General features: G+C 41.2%; 15 protein-coding genes. 11 read left to right on the top strand and 4 right to left on the bottom strand.

Annotated features, from left to right (window positions below):
• Window positions 1-47 precede the first annotated feature (47 nt).
• Both CDG79_RS09210 and CDG79_RS43555 read left to right on the top strand, forming a co-directional pair.
• Complete coding sequence (locus CDG79_RS09210) at window positions 48-1,760, top strand: diflavin flavoprotein (protein WP_094341864.1); 1,713 nt, start codon at window positions 48-50, stop codon at window positions 1,758-1,760.
• Between the two features lie 652 nt (window positions 1,761-2,412).
• A complete protein-coding gene (locus tag CDG79_RS43555) occupies window positions 2,413-2,592 on the top strand; it encodes a hypothetical protein (RefSeq protein ID WP_223269874.1) in 180 nt (59 codons plus the stop codon).
• Between the two features lie 20 nt (window positions 2,593-2,612).
• On the opposite strand, the gene CDG79_RS09200 is transcribed toward CDG79_RS43555, so the two are convergent.
• Window positions 2,613-3,905 carry a dicarboxylate/amino acid:cation symporter gene (locus CDG79_RS09200; RefSeq protein ID WP_094341863.1) on the bottom strand — a complete coding sequence of 431 codons (1,293 nt, stop codon included), beginning with the start codon at window positions 3,903-3,905 and terminating at the stop codon, window positions 2,613-2,615.
• 193 nt (window positions 3,906-4,098) lie between these two features.
• On the opposite strand from CDG79_RS09200, the gene CDG79_RS09195 reads away from it, so the two are divergent.
• The 5 genes from CDG79_RS09195 to CDG79_RS09175 all read left to right on the top strand — a co-directional run bounded on the left by CDG79_RS09195 (window position 4,099) and on the right by CDG79_RS09175 (window position 9,376).
• A complete protein-coding gene (locus tag CDG79_RS09195) occupies window positions 4,099-6,729 on the top strand; it encodes a DNA polymerase III subunit alpha (protein WP_094341862.1) in 2,631 nt (876 codons plus the stop codon).
• A gap of 92 nt (window positions 6,730-6,821) precedes the next feature.
• A complete protein-coding gene (locus tag CDG79_RS09190; protein WP_094341861.1) occupies window positions 6,822-7,445 on the top strand; it encodes an FMN-binding negative transcriptional regulator in 624 nt (207 codons plus the stop codon).
• 146 nt (window positions 7,446-7,591) lie between these two features.
• Entirely contained in the window at window positions 7,592-7,801 is a 210-nt protein-coding gene (locus tag CDG79_RS09185) for a type II toxin-antitoxin system HicB family antitoxin (protein ID WP_094341860.1), read from the top strand.
• Between the two features lie 53 nt (window positions 7,802-7,854).
• Window positions 7,855-8,022, top strand: a complete 168-nt coding sequence (locus CDG79_RS09180) for a type II toxin-antitoxin system HicA family toxin (protein WP_223278070.1) — start codon at window positions 7,855-7,857, stop codon at window positions 8,020-8,022.
• Window positions 8,023-8,158: 136 nt separating this feature from the next.
• Window positions 8,159-9,376: an acetate kinase gene (locus tag CDG79_RS09175; protein ID WP_094341859.1), complete on the top strand. Its 1,218-nt coding sequence runs from the start codon at window positions 8,159-8,161 to the stop codon at window positions 9,374-9,376.
• Between the two features lie 9 nt (window positions 9,377-9,385).
• Here the strand turns inward: CDG79_RS09175 and CDG79_RS09170 are convergent, their stop codons facing one another.
• From CDG79_RS09170 to CDG79_RS09160, 3 genes are all read right to left on the bottom strand, one after another.
• Window positions 9,386-10,357: a hypothetical protein gene (locus CDG79_RS09170; RefSeq protein WP_094341858.1), complete on the bottom strand. Its 972-nt coding sequence runs from the start codon at window positions 10,355-10,357 to the stop codon at window positions 9,386-9,388.
• On the bottom strand, window positions 10,357-11,232 hold the full coding sequence (locus tag CDG79_RS09165; protein ID WP_094341857.1) for a hypothetical protein: 876 nt from the start codon (window positions 11,230-11,232) through the stop codon (window positions 10,357-10,359). Before CDG79_RS09165 ends, CDG79_RS09170 begins: the two co-directional genes overlap by 1 nt.
• Before the next feature lie 137 nt (window positions 11,233-11,369).
• A complete protein-coding gene (locus CDG79_RS09160) occupies window positions 11,370-11,801 on the bottom strand; it encodes a hypothetical protein (RefSeq protein WP_223278069.1) in 432 nt (143 codons plus the stop codon).
• 583 nt (window positions 11,802-12,384) lie between these two features.
• On the opposite strand from CDG79_RS09160, the gene CDG79_RS09155 reads away from it, so the two are divergent.
• From CDG79_RS09155 to ftsH3, 4 genes are all read left to right on the top strand, one after another.
• Window positions 12,385-13,170: a hypothetical protein gene (locus tag CDG79_RS09155; protein WP_094341855.1), complete on the top strand. Its 786-nt coding sequence runs from the start codon at window positions 12,385-12,387 to the stop codon at window positions 13,168-13,170.
• A 96-nt stretch (window positions 13,171-13,266) separates the two neighbouring features.
• Complete coding sequence (locus tag CDG79_RS09150) at window positions 13,267-13,686, top strand: GNAT family N-acetyltransferase (RefSeq protein ID WP_189524931.1); 420 nt, start codon at window positions 13,267-13,269, stop codon at window positions 13,684-13,686.
• Between the two features lie 29 nt (window positions 13,687-13,715).
• Window positions 13,716-14,498 carry an aminotransferase class IV gene (locus CDG79_RS09145; protein ID WP_094341867.1) on the top strand — a complete coding sequence of 261 codons (783 nt, stop codon included), beginning with the start codon at window positions 13,716-13,718 and terminating at the stop codon, window positions 14,496-14,498.
• Between the two features lie 111 nt (window positions 14,499-14,609).
• A complete protein-coding gene (gene ftsH3 / locus CDG79_RS09140) occupies window positions 14,610-16,451 on the top strand; it encodes an ATP-dependent zinc metalloprotease FtsH3 (RefSeq protein WP_094330865.1) in 1,842 nt (613 codons plus the stop codon).
• Window positions 16,452-16,565: the final 114 nt, after the last annotated feature.

The raw sequence follows: 16,565 nt of genomic DNA, 5'->3' as shown, positions 1-16,565 counted from the left end.
CCCAGTCCCCATTCCCCAGTCTCTGTTCCCCAACTTTACCAACAGCTATGACCAATTCCAAGCCACGCGACGTACAAGTTCTACCAATTGCTACAAATACTAAGGCGATCAGAGCACGTAGTTGGTCACGTCTGCGGTTTGAAATTGAATACGCACTTGAAAGAGGTACTACCTCCAATTGCTATTTAATTGAAGCTGATAAAACCGCACTTATCGATCCACCGCCAGAAAGCTTTACCGAAATTTATTTAGAGGCATTGCGGCAGACTTTAGATTTACAAAGTTTGGATTATATAATCTTGGGCCATTTTAGTCCCAATCGAGTTGCAACCCTCAAAGCAATTTTAGAACTGGCACCACAGGTAACTTTTGTCTGTTCTCTTCCCGGTGCGAACAATTTGCGTGCTGCTTTCCTAGAGCAAGATTTGAAGGTCTTGGTGATGCGGGGGAAAGAAACTCTGGACTTAGGCAAGGGTCATGTTTTAAAATTCTTACCCACTCCCAGTCCGCGCTGGCCGGAAGGACTTTGTACCTACGATCAACAAACCCAAATTCTCTACACAGATAAGTTATTTGCAACTCATCTCTGTGGTGATGAAGTGTTTGATGATAACTGGGAAGCGCTCAAAGAAGATCAGCGCTACTACTTTAACTGCCTGATGGCTCCCCAAATTCCTCATGTGCAAGCAGCTTTAGAGAAAATATCAGATTTGCAGGTGAGAATGTATGCTGTGGGTCATGGGCCTTTAGTACGCACCAGCTTAATCGAACTCACTAAAGCTTATGGAGAGTGGAGCCGTTCTCACAACGATCGCGAGATTTCCGTTGCCCTACTTTACGCTTCAGCTTACGGCAATACGGCGACTTTAGCACAAGCGATCGCTCTCGGACTCACTAAAGGTGGAGTTGCAGTCAAATCGATTAACTGCGAATTTGCTACCCCTGATGAAATTCGCATTAACCTAGCACAGTCAGAAGGTTTTATCATCGGTTCTCCTACCATCGGTGGTCATGCGCCAACTCCCATTCATACTGCTTTAGGGATTGTGATCTCAAGCGGTGACAATAGCAAACTTGCTGGAGTCTTTGGTTCTTATGGCTGGAGTGGCGAAGCATTTGACTTAATAGAAGGAAAACTCCGGGATTCTGGATATCGCTTTGGCTTTGATACTCTGAAGGTCAAATTTAAACCTGATGATGTCACACTCAAATTCTGTGAAGAATTAGGTACAGACTTTGCCCAAGCGCTGAAAAAGGCTAAAAAGGTACGCGTACCACAACAAGCTGCTACCCCAGTAGAACAAGCTGTTGGTCGGATTGTTGGTTCCGTCTGCGTGGTGACAGCGAAACTTGGAGAAGTGTCTACCGCAATGCTAGGCGCTTGGGTTTCTCAAGCCACCTTCAACCCACCCGGAATATCTTTGGCGATCGCCAAAGACCGAGCGATCGAATCTTTGATGTATCCAGGCGGTAAGTTTGCCTTAAATATTCTACCTGAAGGCAATCACCAAGATTACATGAAGCATTTCCGTAAATCTTTCGCGCCTGGGGAAGACCGATTTGCCAATTTTAGTACAGCAGTTGCAGATAACGGCTGTACCGTCCTCACCGACGCACTAGCATATTTAGAATGCTCAGTCAACCAACGTCTGGAATGTGGCGATCACTGGGTTGTGTATGCAACTGTAGATGAAGGTAAATTACTCAAGCCTGATGCTGTTACTGCCATCAACCATCGCAAAACTGGCACTCATTATTAGATAGTGAGAAATGTAACTTAACGAAACCGCTTTAGCTCAAATATAGCCAAGGCGTTCTATGACAAAAATTCTCTTTTTTATTATGGGATGGGCATTTTGCCCGTCCCAGTTTTTTTGTCGAGATGTAGAGTAGGCGCAAGTAAATTTTAGTTATCTATCTTTAGAGAGATGTTTCAGATTTGAGAGTCGTATAACTAGCCCTTTGGTAACAAAATTGCAAGTCTTCTACAACAGGACTTACGTTTTAATTGCGTAACTCCTGTTGAAATACGGTTGGGTTAAGACAATCAACCCAAGTAAGCTGACGCAAAAAAACCAAGTATGTTGCGAAACGTAAATAGGCTTAAAGCCCTTACTAATGAAAAAGGACAGCCTTCTACTGCGATCGCTGCTATTTGCGATCGCCAGTTAGCTTTAATTGCGCCGATCTACTTAATGTAGAGATGCGAAATTTCATTGAATCCAAGAAATGTTGGGTGTAATTTAAGTATTAAACCGGAAATAACATAAATTCACTTTGTGAAATTCCGCAATTTTTACCAGGACAATTGTAAAACCGCAGTGTAGTCTTTAACTAGAAAAACAGTATCAGGCAATTGCTAGACAAAATGCCAAATATGGCCGTTGAACTTTTATAATATTTGTTGTTCTTATGACTCCAAAACACACCAAAATTAACTTTCCCCTTTGGCAGTATCTGAACCAGCCTTTATTTAGTCACGATACTAAATTAGTATTGAATCCCCAACGCTTTGCACTGATCTGGCGTCTTCGACTTCTAGAACGCTGCTGGGCTAAAGAATGTGATGCTAAAGGGCCTCAACAGCATTAGCTACCTAAAAAGCCGTCAGATTAAGCCTCGTCTACAGAACGAGGCTTTTTGCCGTCAAGTAAAGCACTCACAGTCATATCTCCCATGACATTAATCGCGGTGCGGCAGCGATCCAAAAACCAGTCTATGGTAACTAGCAAAGCGATGTATTGGGTTGGTAAGCCTACAGAAGTGAACACCAGTGTCATTGTCACCAGTCCCGCATTAGGAATATTTGCCGCACCTACAGAGGCAAAAATCGAGGTCAGGATGACAATTAATTGTTGTCCCAGATTTAGATGTTGTCCAATTAGTTGGGAAATAAACAACGCAGACATTGCTTCATAAAGGGCAGTGCCATCATTATTGAAATTTGCTCCTACTAATGCCCCCAAAGCAGCAGAAGATTCTCTTAAACCGACTTTTGTTTGCAAAACCTCAAAGGTTACGGGCATTGCCGCCGCAGAGGAAGAAGTTGAGAAAGCTGTCAAAAAAGCATCAGAACCACCAGCGAGGAATTTTAACGGAGGTACCCAAGAACCAAATTTTACTCTGGTGAGGTAGTAGCACGCCTGCAATGCCAGTGCTAACAGCACCGCTAGGATAAATGCACCCAAAGATTTAAATGGTGCAAATCCTTGCATAGCAACAGTTTTTGCAACAATTCCAAAGACGGCGAAAGGTACTAAGGCTATTACCCAGTTGAGGACGCGGACTACCGCTTCAAACAAAATCCCGATGACATCCTCTATCGGCTGGTATTCTTTTTTTCCTTGGGCGATTTGTTCAGATTTTAATGCCCGCAGAACAATGCCAAAACTCAGGGCAATAACAATTAGTTGAATGACATTATTATCAACTAATGGCTTGAGGACAGCTTCTGGTACAGCATCTTTTAGTATTCCCCAAGGATCGATACTCTGAGCAGTTATTTGTGTAGTTGTTGAGGTGGTTACTTTACCCCAAGTCCCTGGACGCAGCACATTTGCGACTAAAAGTCCTACTAAAATAGCTACGGTAGTGTTAGTTAAAAGTAGTACAGCCAGTCGCCGTCCGGCTGTACCGGGGATGTTGGTTGTCATTAAGGTATGCAGCACCGCTACCAAAATCAGGGGCGTAGCTAGGGCGCGGAGAGCCTTTAATACTAAATCAGCTGGAATTGCTAAATTATTGATTAAGGTGGCGTTGCTGGGATTGGGATTCCCCGCACCGAGGGCAATTCCAATGCTGACTGCGGCTACAAGGGCGATGAGAATTTGCAATGTGAGAGGGATACGCTGCCACCAAGGGCTAGCTTTGGTTTTAGGCGAAGTAGTACTCTCTGTTTGATTCATTAGTTAGATGCTGATTAACTGCTGTAACTATTAAAACAACACTGATGACAGTGATAATTTCGGAAAAAGAACAGCTTTAATTTGAGGTAAAAACTGCTAATGTAATATTCCGTTGCTTTGCAAAATCCGGCTTGAAAGGGTATACCACAAGGTAGGCCCCTAAAGATATCTTGGCTTGTGGTTGGAGATGCTTATGTCCTTTGTCCCTTTACATATTCACAGTGACTACAGTCTACTAGATGGAGCAAGTCAGCTACCAGAGTTAGTGGATCGAGCGATCGCACTGGGGATGAAAGCGATCGCTCTTACCGATCATGGTGTCATGTATGGTGCGGTTGAACTGATCAAAATCTGCCGTAGTCAAAATATTAAGCCGATTATCGGCAATGAAATGTATGTAATTAATGGCGATATCGAAAAACAAGAACGCCGACCAAAATATCATCAAGTTGTTTTAGCTAAAAATACTAAAGGTTATAAAAATTTAGTCAAATTAACCACAATTTCTCACCTTAAAGGTGTTCAAGGCAAAGGAATTTTTTCTCGTCCTTGTATTAATAAAGATTTACTAAAAGAATATCATGAGGGCTTGATTGTCACCAGCGCTTGCTTGGGTGGAGAGATTCCCCAAGCGATTCTCAGTAATAGACCAGATGCAGCCCGAAAAGTTGCTCAGTGGTATAAAGATGTATTTGGTGATGATTATTATCTAGAAATTCAAGACCACGGCTCCCAAGAAGACCGGATTGTGAATGTTGAAATAGTCAAAATTGCTAGAGAGCTAGGGATTAAAATTGTTGCTACCAATGATTCACATTTTATTTCTTGTTTTGACGTTGAAGCCCATGACGCTTTGCTCTGTATTCAAACTGGTAAATTAATTGCTGAAGATAAGCGGATGCGTTATAGCGGCACAGAGTATCTCAAATCTGGTGAGGAGATGCAGCAGCTATTTCGCGACCATTTACCGGATGATGTGATTGTAGAAGCGATCGCTACTACTCAAGAAGTAGCCGATAAAGTCGAGCCTTACAATATTATGGGTGAGCCTCAGATTCCGACACCACCCATTCCCTCTGGTCATACTGCTGATACTTACGCCGAAGATGTTGCATGGCATGGACTTTTAGAACGGTTAAATCGTAAATCTCGCCAAGAAGTCGATTCCGTCTATAAAGAAAGATTGGAATACGAACTAAAAATGATTCAGCAGATGGGTTTTTCCAAGTACTTTTTAGTTGTATGGGATTACATCAAATTTGCTAGAGATAATAACATTCCTGTGGGGCCAGGTCGGGGTTCGGCGGCTGGTTCATTAGTTGCTTATGCGATGCGAATTACCAATATTGACCCCGTACATCATGGGTTACTATTTGAGCGTTTCTTGAACCCAGAACGTAAATCAATGCCTGATATTGATACAGATTTCTGTATTGAACAACGGGATAAAGTTATTGAATATGTAACTGAGAAATATGGTGCAGATAGAGTTGCCCAAATTATCACTTTTAACCGCCTAACTTCTAAAGCCGTTCTAAAAGATGTCGCCAGAGTATTAAATATTCCCTACGGGGAAGCTGACAAAATGGCGAAAATGATCCCTGTGGTGCGGGGGAAACCAACGAAACTCAAGGTGATGGTTTCCGATAAAACTCCAGAACCAGAGTTTAAAGAGAAATATGATAAAGAACCCCATGTTCGCCACTGGCTTGATATGGCGATGCGAATTGAAGGAACTAATAAAACCTTTGGTGTTCATGCAGCAGGTGTGGTAATTTCTGCCGATCCACTTGATGAAATTGTACCGCTACAGAAGAATAATGACGGTTCTGTAATTACCCAGTATTTCATGGAAGACTTGGAATCAATGGGTTTATTAAAAATGGATTTTCTGGGTTTACGGAACCTAACGCTAATTCAAAAGACCGTTGATTTGATTCAGGAAACGAGAGGATATCGGGTCGATCCTGATGAAATTCCCCGCCAGGAAAGAAAAGCCCAGAGGATATTAGCTAAAGGTGAACATAGCAGTTTACCTAAAGATGTCCAAAAAACTTATGAGTTATTAGAAGCAGGTGAGTTAGAAGGGATATTTCAATTAGAATCTTCTGGGATGCGTCAGATAGTGCGAGATTTGAAACCTTCTAATATAGAAGATATTTCTTCTATTTTGGCACTTTATCGACCGGGGCCGTTAGATGCGAAACTAATTCCTAAGTTTATTGACCGCAAACATGGTCGAGAAAAGATTGATTATCAACACCAAATTCTGGAACCAATATTAGACGAAACCTATGGAATTATGGTCTATCAAGAGCAAATCATGAAAATTGCTCAAGATATGGCTGGATATTCTTTAGGACAAGCTGACTTGCTGCGTCGGGCGATGGGTAAAAAGAAAGTTTCTGAGATGCAAAAGCAGCGAGAAAAATTCGTGGATGGCGCAGCGAAAAACGGTGTACAGAAAAAAGTTGCGGATGAATTATTTGAGCAAATGTTGAAGTTTGCTGAATATTGTTTAAGCTATGACACGGAAATATTGACCGTAGAATATGGATTGTTGCCGATTGGGGAAATTGTAGAAAAACACATTGAATGTAATGTTTACAGCGTTGATAATAATGGGAATATTTACACGCAACCTGTGTTACAGTGGCACAATCGCGGACAACAAGAGGTGTTTGAGTATTGTTTGGAAGATGGTTCATTGATTCGGGCAACAAAAGACCATAAATTTATGACTATTGATGGTCAAATGTTGCCAATCGATGAAATATTTGAACGCGAATTGGATTTGATGCGGGTTGAGGGTTTGCCGAATTGAGAGGACGGACAGTGAAAATTGGGCATTCTTCGCTTGCTATACAAATGAGAGTTAACGGGACTTGTATAAGTTGATAGTGAGGTTAAATCGCCATGTATAGACCAACCCCTTTTCAAGAAGATAATGTTGATAAATTGATCGCCTTTATGAGAGCCAATAGTTTCGCTACGTTGGTATCGATCGTAGACGGTGTACCTTGTGCTTCACACGTTCCTCTTGTCATTGCAATGCAAGGGAATGCTGTTAAATTAATTGGTCATCTGGCAAAGCAAAATCCTCAATCCCAAGCCCTTGGCACTGAGTTACTTGCTATCTTCACCGGGGCACACGCTTACATTTCTCCTACTTTGTATGAAAAGCATGAGAGCGTACCGACGTGGAACTATATTGCTGTTCACGCCTATGGTATTCCCAAAGTTATCATGCTCAATGACTCTCCAGAGTTAATGAACAAAACGATCAATGAGATGATAGACACCTATGAAGCTGACTACAAATCGCATTGGCACAGTTTACCTGACGGATTTCGTGAAGGTATGATGAATGCTATTGTGGGATTTGAAATAACTGTTACACGTTTGGAAGGTAAGTACAAACTTAGTCAAAACCGAAGCCAAGTTGAGCAGCATAATGTGTCAAGTACACTACTGCAAAGTTCAGATCCGGCTGCTCGTGCCGTCGGTGCAGAGATGAAACAAAACCTTGAAGCCAAATGAGTATTAAACATCTCCGTAAAAGAAGATCAAAGTCTTCTGGCTGAAAATGTGCCACTAATCAGGGGGTTGCTGCCTCATTAGCGGCGATCTTTATAGAGAAAAGGTGATGCTATGCTTGCTATAAAAAGGGTTGAGGATACAGTACGATGAAAACTCGCAGCTTTGCAGTCCTCATTTATAAAGAGGACGATATGTATATAGCTGAGTGTCCCGAAGTTGGTACGGTTGATCGGGGAGAGACAATCGAACAGGCAATTGCTAGCTTGAGAGAGGCAACGCAGCTTTACTTAGAGGAATTTCCTCTACCTGAAACATCTCCAAGATATATGACCAGCATTGAGATCACCTATGCCTAAGTTGCCACGAATCTCAAGTAGAGAGGCAATTCGGGCATTGGAGCGTTTGGGTTTTGATACAAATTCGACAAACCGATAATCATGTTGTAATGAAGAAGCAAACCCCGGAAGGGACAATTGGCTGTGTTGTACCCGTGCATCAAGAACTGAAGGTAGGGACATTGAGTGGCATTCTGAAGCAAGCGCAAGTTACACCAGAAGAGTTCATAGAAAATCTGTGAGCGATCGCTCTGAAAATGATTCAACAAAATTTTATTGCTGGAAACGCACCTTTGCTCCATATTATGCCTATAGGCTAAAAGCATAAGGCTACACTTCGTGAGACGATCAAAAAAGGTCATGTTTTTATGTTGTCCTATGAAGATATTGGTGCTGAATGCCGGATCGAGTACCCAAAAGAGTTGTCTGTATGAGATTGCAGATGAGGCTTTATCCACCGAAGCATCTCAACCCCTTTGGGAAGGGAAAATCAACTGGACTCAAAATCGCAGTGTAGCAGAAATTGAGGTGAAAACTGGTACGGGTGCAACGCTGCAAGAATCAATCTCTGATGATTCCCTACAGGCACACCTCACCTATATGCTTCATACACTTACTGATGGTGCTACCAAAGTAATAGATCGGTTGTCAGAAATCGATGTGGTGGGGCATCGGATAGTTCATGGTGGACAAGATTATCGAGATAGTGTAGTCATTACTGAGGATGTCAAAAAGGCGATCGCTAGCTTATCTAACCTTGCTCCAGCCCATAATCCAGTCGCTGTGGAAGGCATAGAAGCAATTGAAGAAATCTCAAAAGATGTCACCCAAGTAGCAGTATTTGATACCGGGTTTCATGCCACTTTACCCGATGCAGCAGCAATCTATCCCGGCCCATATCAGTGGGTAGAACAAGGTATCCGTCGCTATGGGTTTCATGGTATCAGTCACCAATACTGTTCTCAACGTGCTACCCAAATTCTCGGCCGAGATGTTCCACCTGAGCGGTTAATTACCTGTCATCTGGGTAATGGTTGCTCTTTGGCGGCGATTAAAAACGGTCGCAGTATTGACACCACAATGGGATTTACGCCCCTAGAGGGATTGATGATGGGTAGTCGTTCTGGTTCAATCGATCCAGGAATTCTGATTTATCTTTTGCGGTACTGCAATTACTCCGGCGAAAAGTTGGATGATATCTTAAATAAAGCTTCTGGGTTAAAGGGAATTTCGGGTGTATCTAGCGATATGCGGGAAGTGAGAGAAGCGATCGCTCAAGGTAATTCCCGCGCTCAACTGGCGTGGGATATCTATGTGCATCGCCTACGTTCTAATATCGGTGCAATGCTTACCAGTTTGGGTGGATTAGATGCTTTGGTGTTCACAGCAGGTGTGGGTGAACACTCTGCGGAAATTCGTCAAGCCGCCTGTGAAGCCTTTGGTTTTTTGGGGTTGAAACTCGATCTTGAGAAAAATCAACAGCAACCAGTGGATGAAGATATTGCGACAACTGACTCAGCAGTACGGGTATTAGTTATTCATACTCAAGAAGATTGGGCGATCGCTGGGCAGTGTTGGCAACTTTTGCAAAAATAAGAATAGGGTTTACCGAAAAAATTTATAAATACTCGTAACGACAGAAACCAGTGTAAAAATAATTTTCCAAATTCGTGGCCCGATCAAGCTTAAAATATACTCTGCAAGTTTCGGGGCAATAAGTGATGAAAACGACAATAATAAGGCATTAACATCACTAAATCTCTTAATAGCAGCAACAACAACGATAGGGATCAGACAAATCAGCGTCCATGCTAACCAATTTATAAATTTGGAGTTGATGGAAGTACGTCTTTGAAGTTGATTGACAAGAACATAGCGAGTAGTAGCAAATAGTATAGTGAAGCCTATCCAAGCAAATATCGATAATATTCCATTTGCTGGATATAAACTGTAGACTACTAAACCAGCAGGAAACAGCGAAGCTACTTCCCAAACTAGCAGATTTAGCTTAGTCCGAAAGCAACTTAGTATTTGTTCAGTCAGCCAATAATGAGCAGAGACAATTGTTGAGCAGTTGGAATTTTGCATAAAATCCAACTTGATTTTGTGGAATATATCACCATGAATAAGTACGGTGCTTTGCAAAATGATATCTTTCTCTTCATAAGCATCTGAAGCTGATTCAGGCTGCTCATAGTAAGAATTAAAGGTAAGTCCAGACTGTAAGCTTACTTTGCTCCGTGCGGTTTTATTCAGAAAATATTTGATAATATTGACTATAACAATAACGTAAAAAAAATTACTAATCTGTTTTTCAGTAATTTCTTTCTTTCTGAACACAACATTATTGCCGAAACAGGCGTAATACCATAGAGGAATTATCAATTTCGGTGGGATGTACAGAGAAACACCAGTTTTTTGTGCTTGCTGAATCTGTTCTACAACTTGCTCATTAAGGTAAAAACTACACTGCGATCGCTCAACCTTGAGTTCAAAGCGATCGCCTTGAGGAACTTGGATAAATAGAGAGAGTACAACATCAGCTTGGTTATCTGTTTTTATTATGTTGGCGTTCATTATCGAGTTAAATTTGCGATACCCTGTATCAAACTAATCAGAAAACTAAATGTTCCCCGCCACTGCTTTTCTCCAGAAATCACTCCTTGATTATGTGTATTAATAATTAGATTTTTAGCTTCTTCAGGTAAGTTAAAAAGTTCTTTATGGTAACGAGTGATAATATCTCCATCTAACTGCATGACAGTTTGAGCATAAATAATATCAATTTTGGTACTTTTAACATTACTACTGTCAAGCGCAGCTTTTAGTTCAGACATCTTACGTAGGGTACGACCGAATTTATCATTATTTAAAAGTATTTGAATCTCTTTAAAAGTTCTAATCCAATCTTGTTGATTGTTTGCATCTTCGTCATCAAGAATGGGAGTTGGAGCAGGTAATATTGGTTCAGCTAGCTTCACATTCTCCCGATCGGCTTCAACTAGGTTTGGTTGATGTTTCTTGGCATATTCCAGCCTCTGGCGATATCGTTTTACCCGCTCATCCTGAGGGTTATAAAAACCTGAACCCTCCTCAAGGAGAAGGTAAAAATATTCTCTTTCGAGTTGGTTGAATAGACTTTTATAACGCTTACGCAGTTCTTGAGCTTGAGAACCTTCTTCTGGAATCCCTTTCGCCTCAAAGTAGTCAGGATCGTGTATAGAATAAATTTCTTGATATGCCTCCCAAGCATTAAATTTTGAAGCATTAATCCTATCTACAACCATCGTATTCACTTCTAAGGCTGTGATGTCATAAACTAATGTTTGTACAGACGATACTAAATTGTTTAACAAGCCTCTTGCTTGGTTTTGAATATTTTGAGGTTGAGTAGCATTTCGATTTCGAGTCTGAATACTATTTTGGTCTTTAATTTGAGTTTCATTAGACATAGTGTCATCCTCTCACAGTTCTGACTAATCTGACTGTAGCGTTGGTTATGGATAGCTAGATACAAGCAAATTAACCTAACGATTTGGCAAAGTTGGTCTGGTGACTTTAGTTTTAATGGGTAACTAACAGAGAATGCTTAAAGTTCTGACTTTTTGCGATATTTCACCATTTCCATAAAAAATCCATACAATTTTTCTACACTTTCTATATTCTTGTGAATAATCTCCCTGCCGTCTCGAATTTGAGTTAAATGAAATTCACGAATTTCTTTATAGGAACCACTATCGGTAAATTGACTACCAATTTCATTTTGGATATCGCCACTAACAAGATTAATTCGGGTATAGATTCGATTGCCTGGTTTTGCAGCTTCTATCTCATTTTGTGGCTGTTCAGATGACTCTGCTACCCAAGTAGTAATTTTTAAATCAATCGCTTCAACTATTACTGTTTTAATGGCATCAATAATCTCGTCAACATCCAGTCCTTTTTTATCAGCGTTGAGATTAGTAACTATTGTTTTAAAATCACTATTTTTTGGTTGAATGGATAGACTATTATTTTCCAAGTTGTTCGTAACTACAGTATCTAGCATAAGATTAAGGAGGAGAAAGGTCTGATTGCGAACAAAATCAAATTTTAAATCATGTCACAAATTTTACTGCTATTACTTAACAAAACTAAGTAATACCAAAGAAACTTAATAATTTAATACCTTGTTGCTCCACAAAAGTAAAGCTAGATTTCTAGAATCTAATTTCATCTCAAAAAATAAAATAGTTTATTTTAGATGCTGTAAATCAGGAGGCGTAAATTACACTCTAAAAACTAAAATTTGCGCGTATAATATAATACAAAAAACACTGATATACTTCTTTCCAGTTTCTCTTTAGCTAAAGATAGGGGACTTCCAAAAAATAAAATATACAGTAGGGTGTGTTAGGCGAAAGCCGTAACGCACCGAGATATCTGGCGGTGCGTTACGCTGTCGCTAACGCACCCTACAAAATTGGATATTTTTTTAATTGGAAGTCCCTAGACTTCTATAGTAGCTGCTTTCCTGTGTAAGCTACTGTGACTATGTAGCTGAGTAATTTTACAATAACTATATTATATACAATGAGTTGCTTGTGTTAGGGAAGACAAAAAATATGTTGTTGCCACGTAAAGCCATTGCTACACCTTTTATAATTTGTGTGGGTATTTTAGGAGTTGCTTTGATTCAATTTCCCCAATTGCAAAAACTGATAGCTAGCAAACAATCTGTATCTGTAGAGACTCTAGAAAAAGAAATAAAATCAGAAAGTCTCCGTCTTAATTTTCTCAAAAAAACACCTAGTTTTGGTTATGATAATTTCATTGCAGATTTGGTATATCTCAATTTTGCACAGTACTTCGGAGATGATGAAGTTCGGGATAAAACAGGTTATGGTTTAAGTCCAGAATATTTTGAAGTCATTCTAGAACGTGACCCGCGATTTTTAGCAGCGTATCGGAGTCTTTCTATCAGTACTTCATTATATGCTGCTATGCCAGAACGGGCGATCGCACTCTCAGAGAAAGGCTTAAAATCACTATCTCCCTTCATTCCCGAAAAGTCTTATTACGTATGGCGTTACAAAGGAGTTGATGAGTTATTATTTTTAGGCGACGCTAAAGCTTCCCAAAAGTCTTTTACAACGGCGGCAAATTGGGCTAGTAACTTCTCAGATCAGGAAAGTCAGCTTATAGCTAATACTTCCCAAAAAACTGCGGAATTTCTGAGCCGAAATCCTAACAGTAAATATGCTCAGATTTCTACATGGGCAATGGTTTTAAATAATCAAGTTAATGAGAAAACTCGGAACCGAGCAATTAGGGAAATCGAAGCTTTGGGAGGAAAAGTAATTAAAACTCCTGAAGGTACTAATAAAATTCTCTTTCCACCTAAAGATTAAGTTGTTATTTATAGCATTTGACTGCAAATAAAATAAAATTATCTGAAATCGCGCTCATCTCTATCGCTTAGTAAAGTAATATGAGGAGTAATAGTGATGTCAATACAATTGGCAGAATCTGATTTTCAAATATTAGGATGTTTTCCTGTTATTTCCCAGTTACGTCCTCATCTTGAAGAGGCTAAGTTTCTAGAACAAGTTCGATATCAAATGAAAGAAGGATATCAAATTGCATTCTTGGAAATAGAGGAGCAAGCTGTTGCAGTGGCTGGATTTCGCATCTCTACGTGTTTAGCATTGGGAAATTTTTTATATGTTGATGACTTAGTTGTTGATGAGTTGAAGCGATCGCAAGGTTATGGTAAACAGTTATTTCAATGGCTTATTGAATATGCAAAAAATCATGGCTGTAAACACCTCAGTCTTGATTCTGGGGTTCAGCGATTTGGCGCTCACAGGTTTTATCTCATGGAACGCATGAGTATTACAAGTCATCACTTTGGAATAGAGTTGTAGGAACAAGCAATCTGGTTGTGAAAAATGATATTTTTTGGTATGACGGCAAATTAATTTACTCCCAAACTTTAGAGTTAGACATTAACGATCCAGGCTTACTTTATGGAGCGACTGTTTTTACAACATTGCGAATTTATGAGAACTCCCTAGATAGTAATTTAACTAATTGGCAAGCACACTGCGATCGCTTACTTTTCTCAATTCAAACTTTTGGTTGGCAACAACCAGATTGGAATCGTGTGCATCAAGGCGCTGAAATTCTCCTCACACACTTCCCCGTTCTCAGAATTACCCTTTTTCCCGATGGCCGAGAGTGGATAACAGGTAGATTTTTACCATGTGATTTGACAGAAAAACAAAATAATGGTATAATATCCGCCGTCGCTAGCTCGGAATTTTATCGTTCTCTGCCCTCTCATAAAACTGGAAATTATTTGAGTGCTTGGTTGGCAAAAACTAGCTTAGATGCTCAAGAAGCAATATTAGTCGATGTTCAAGGAAATTGGCTAGAAACCAGCACAGGCAACCTTTGGGGATGGTGCGATCGCACTTGGTACACACCACCAATCAAGGCAGGAATATTGCCGGGAATTTTGCGATCGCAACTTGTAAACTGGTTGCAAAACCACCAACAGCCAGTGCAGGAAGAAGCTTGGACGGTGGAGCTAGTCGAGAGATTTGAAGCGATCGCCTACACTAATAGTATCGTCGAAATTATTCCCATTCATACCGTTAATCAGCCTTCAGGGTCGCTACAATATAATCCCTACCATCCTAGCTTTCAGCAAATCAGGGAGCTTTTCTTAGCATGATAGCTACGCCACTTTGTTACACTTAAGATAAGTTAACATAATTCTTAATAATGACCTTTCCGAGCAGAGACGGTAAGCGATGGCGCGAAACATACAGGAGGATAGACCTTAGTGAATAAAAGATGGAGAAATGCAGGGCTGTACGCGCTGCTGTTCATTGTCGTCATTGCGCTGGGAACAGCATTTTTTGACAAACAACCCCAAAGCAGAGAGACATGGCGATACAGTCGCTTTATTCAGGAAGTTCAACAAGGCAAAGTAGAAAAAGTCAGTTTGAGTGCAGATCGCTCTACAGCACTGGTTACACCCAAATATGACCCAAATAAAAAGATTGTTACCTTAGTCAACGATCCAGACCTGATCAATAATCTGACTTCAAAAGGCGTTGATATTTCTGTTTTGCCCCAAACCGATGAAGGATTTTGGTTTAAAGCACTAAGCAGCTTATTTTTCCCTGTATTGCTTTTGGTTGGCTTATTCTTCTTGCTACGTCGCGCTCAAAGTGGCCCAGGTAGCCAAGCCATGAACTTTGGCAAATCCAAAGCCAGAGTGCAAATGGAACCACAAACTCAGGTGACATTTGGCGATGTCGCTGGTATCGATCAAGCCAAGTTGGAATTAAACGAAGTCGTAGACTTCCTGAAAAACGCCGATCGCTTTACCGCCGTTGGTGCAAAAATTCCTAAAGGTGTGCTGTTAGTTGGCCCTCCTGGTACAGGTAAAACCCTCCTTGCTCGTGCTGTAGCTGGTGAAGCAGGTGTACCCTTCTTCTCAATCTCCGGTTCGGAATTTGTCGAAATGTTCGTCGGTGTGGGTGCATCCCGCGTCCGCGATTTATTTGAACAAGCTAAGACCAATGCTCCTTGTATCGTCTTCATCGATGAAATTGACGCAGTAGGTCGTCAACGGGGTGCCGGTTTAGGTGGTGGTAACGATGAGCGGGAACAAACCCTCAACCAGTTGCTCACCGAAATGGACGGCTTTGAAGGTAATACTGGCATCATCATTATTGCCGCTACCAACCGTCCTGATGTCCTAGATGCAGCATTGTTGCGTCCTGGTCGCTTTGACCGTCAAGTTGTGGTAGACCGTCCCGACTATGCCGGACGCAGCGAAATTCTCAAGGTACACGCCCGTGGCAAAACCTTGGCGAAAGATGTAGATTTGGATAAAATCGCCCGTCGTACCCCTGGATTTACTGGCGCAGATTTATCTAACTTATTGAATGAAGCCGCAATTCTGGCAGCCCGCCGGAATTTAACTGAGATTTCAATGGATGAAATCAACGACGCGATCGATCGCGTATTAGCTGGGCCAGAGAAGAAAGACCGGGTAATGAGCGAAAAGCGCAAAACCTTGGTAGCATATCACGAAGCTGGTCACGCCTTAGTTGGTGCTTTAATGCCAGATTATGACCCAGTGCAGAAGATTAGCATCATTCCTCGTGGTCGCGCAGGTGGCTTAACTTGGTTTACCCCCAGCGAAGACCGGATGGACACTGGTTTATACAGCCGCGCTTATCTGGAAAATCAGATGGCTGTGGCTTTAGGTGGTCGGATTGCTGAAGAATTAATCTTTGGTGAAGAAGAAGTTACCACTGGTGCTTCTAATGACTTGCAGCAAGTAGCACGGGTTGCGCGTCAAATGATCACCAGATTTGGCATGAGCGATCGCTTAGGCCCTGTTGCCCTTGGTCGTCAGCAAGGTAACATGTTCCTCGGACGAGATATCATGTCAGAGCGTGATTTCTCTGAAGAAACCGCCGCCGCCATTGATGAAGAAGTCCGCAAACTTGTGGATGTAGCCTATACACGCGCTAAAGAAGTGTTAATAGGCAACCGTCACATTTTAGATCAAATCGCCCAAATGTTGGTTGATAAAGAAACGGTAGACGCTGAAGAGTTGCAAGAAATTCTATCGAATAACGATGTGACAACTGCTGCTTTTGCCTAATTTAATTAGTAGTGAGGAGTTAAGAACAATTCCCAACTCCTCATTGTTAAAAAAGCCCGGTCATCAAGACCGGGCTTTTTATTTGGGGTTATATACCCCGAAGGTTTCGTTATA

The organism is Nostoc sp. 'Peltigera membranacea cyanobiont' 232 (assembly GCF_002245985.1).
Taxonomy (GTDB): Bacteria; Cyanobacteriota; Cyanobacteriia; order Cyanobacteriales; family Nostocaceae; genus Nostoc.
This window is presented reverse-complemented; position numbering and strand designations above follow the sequence as displayed.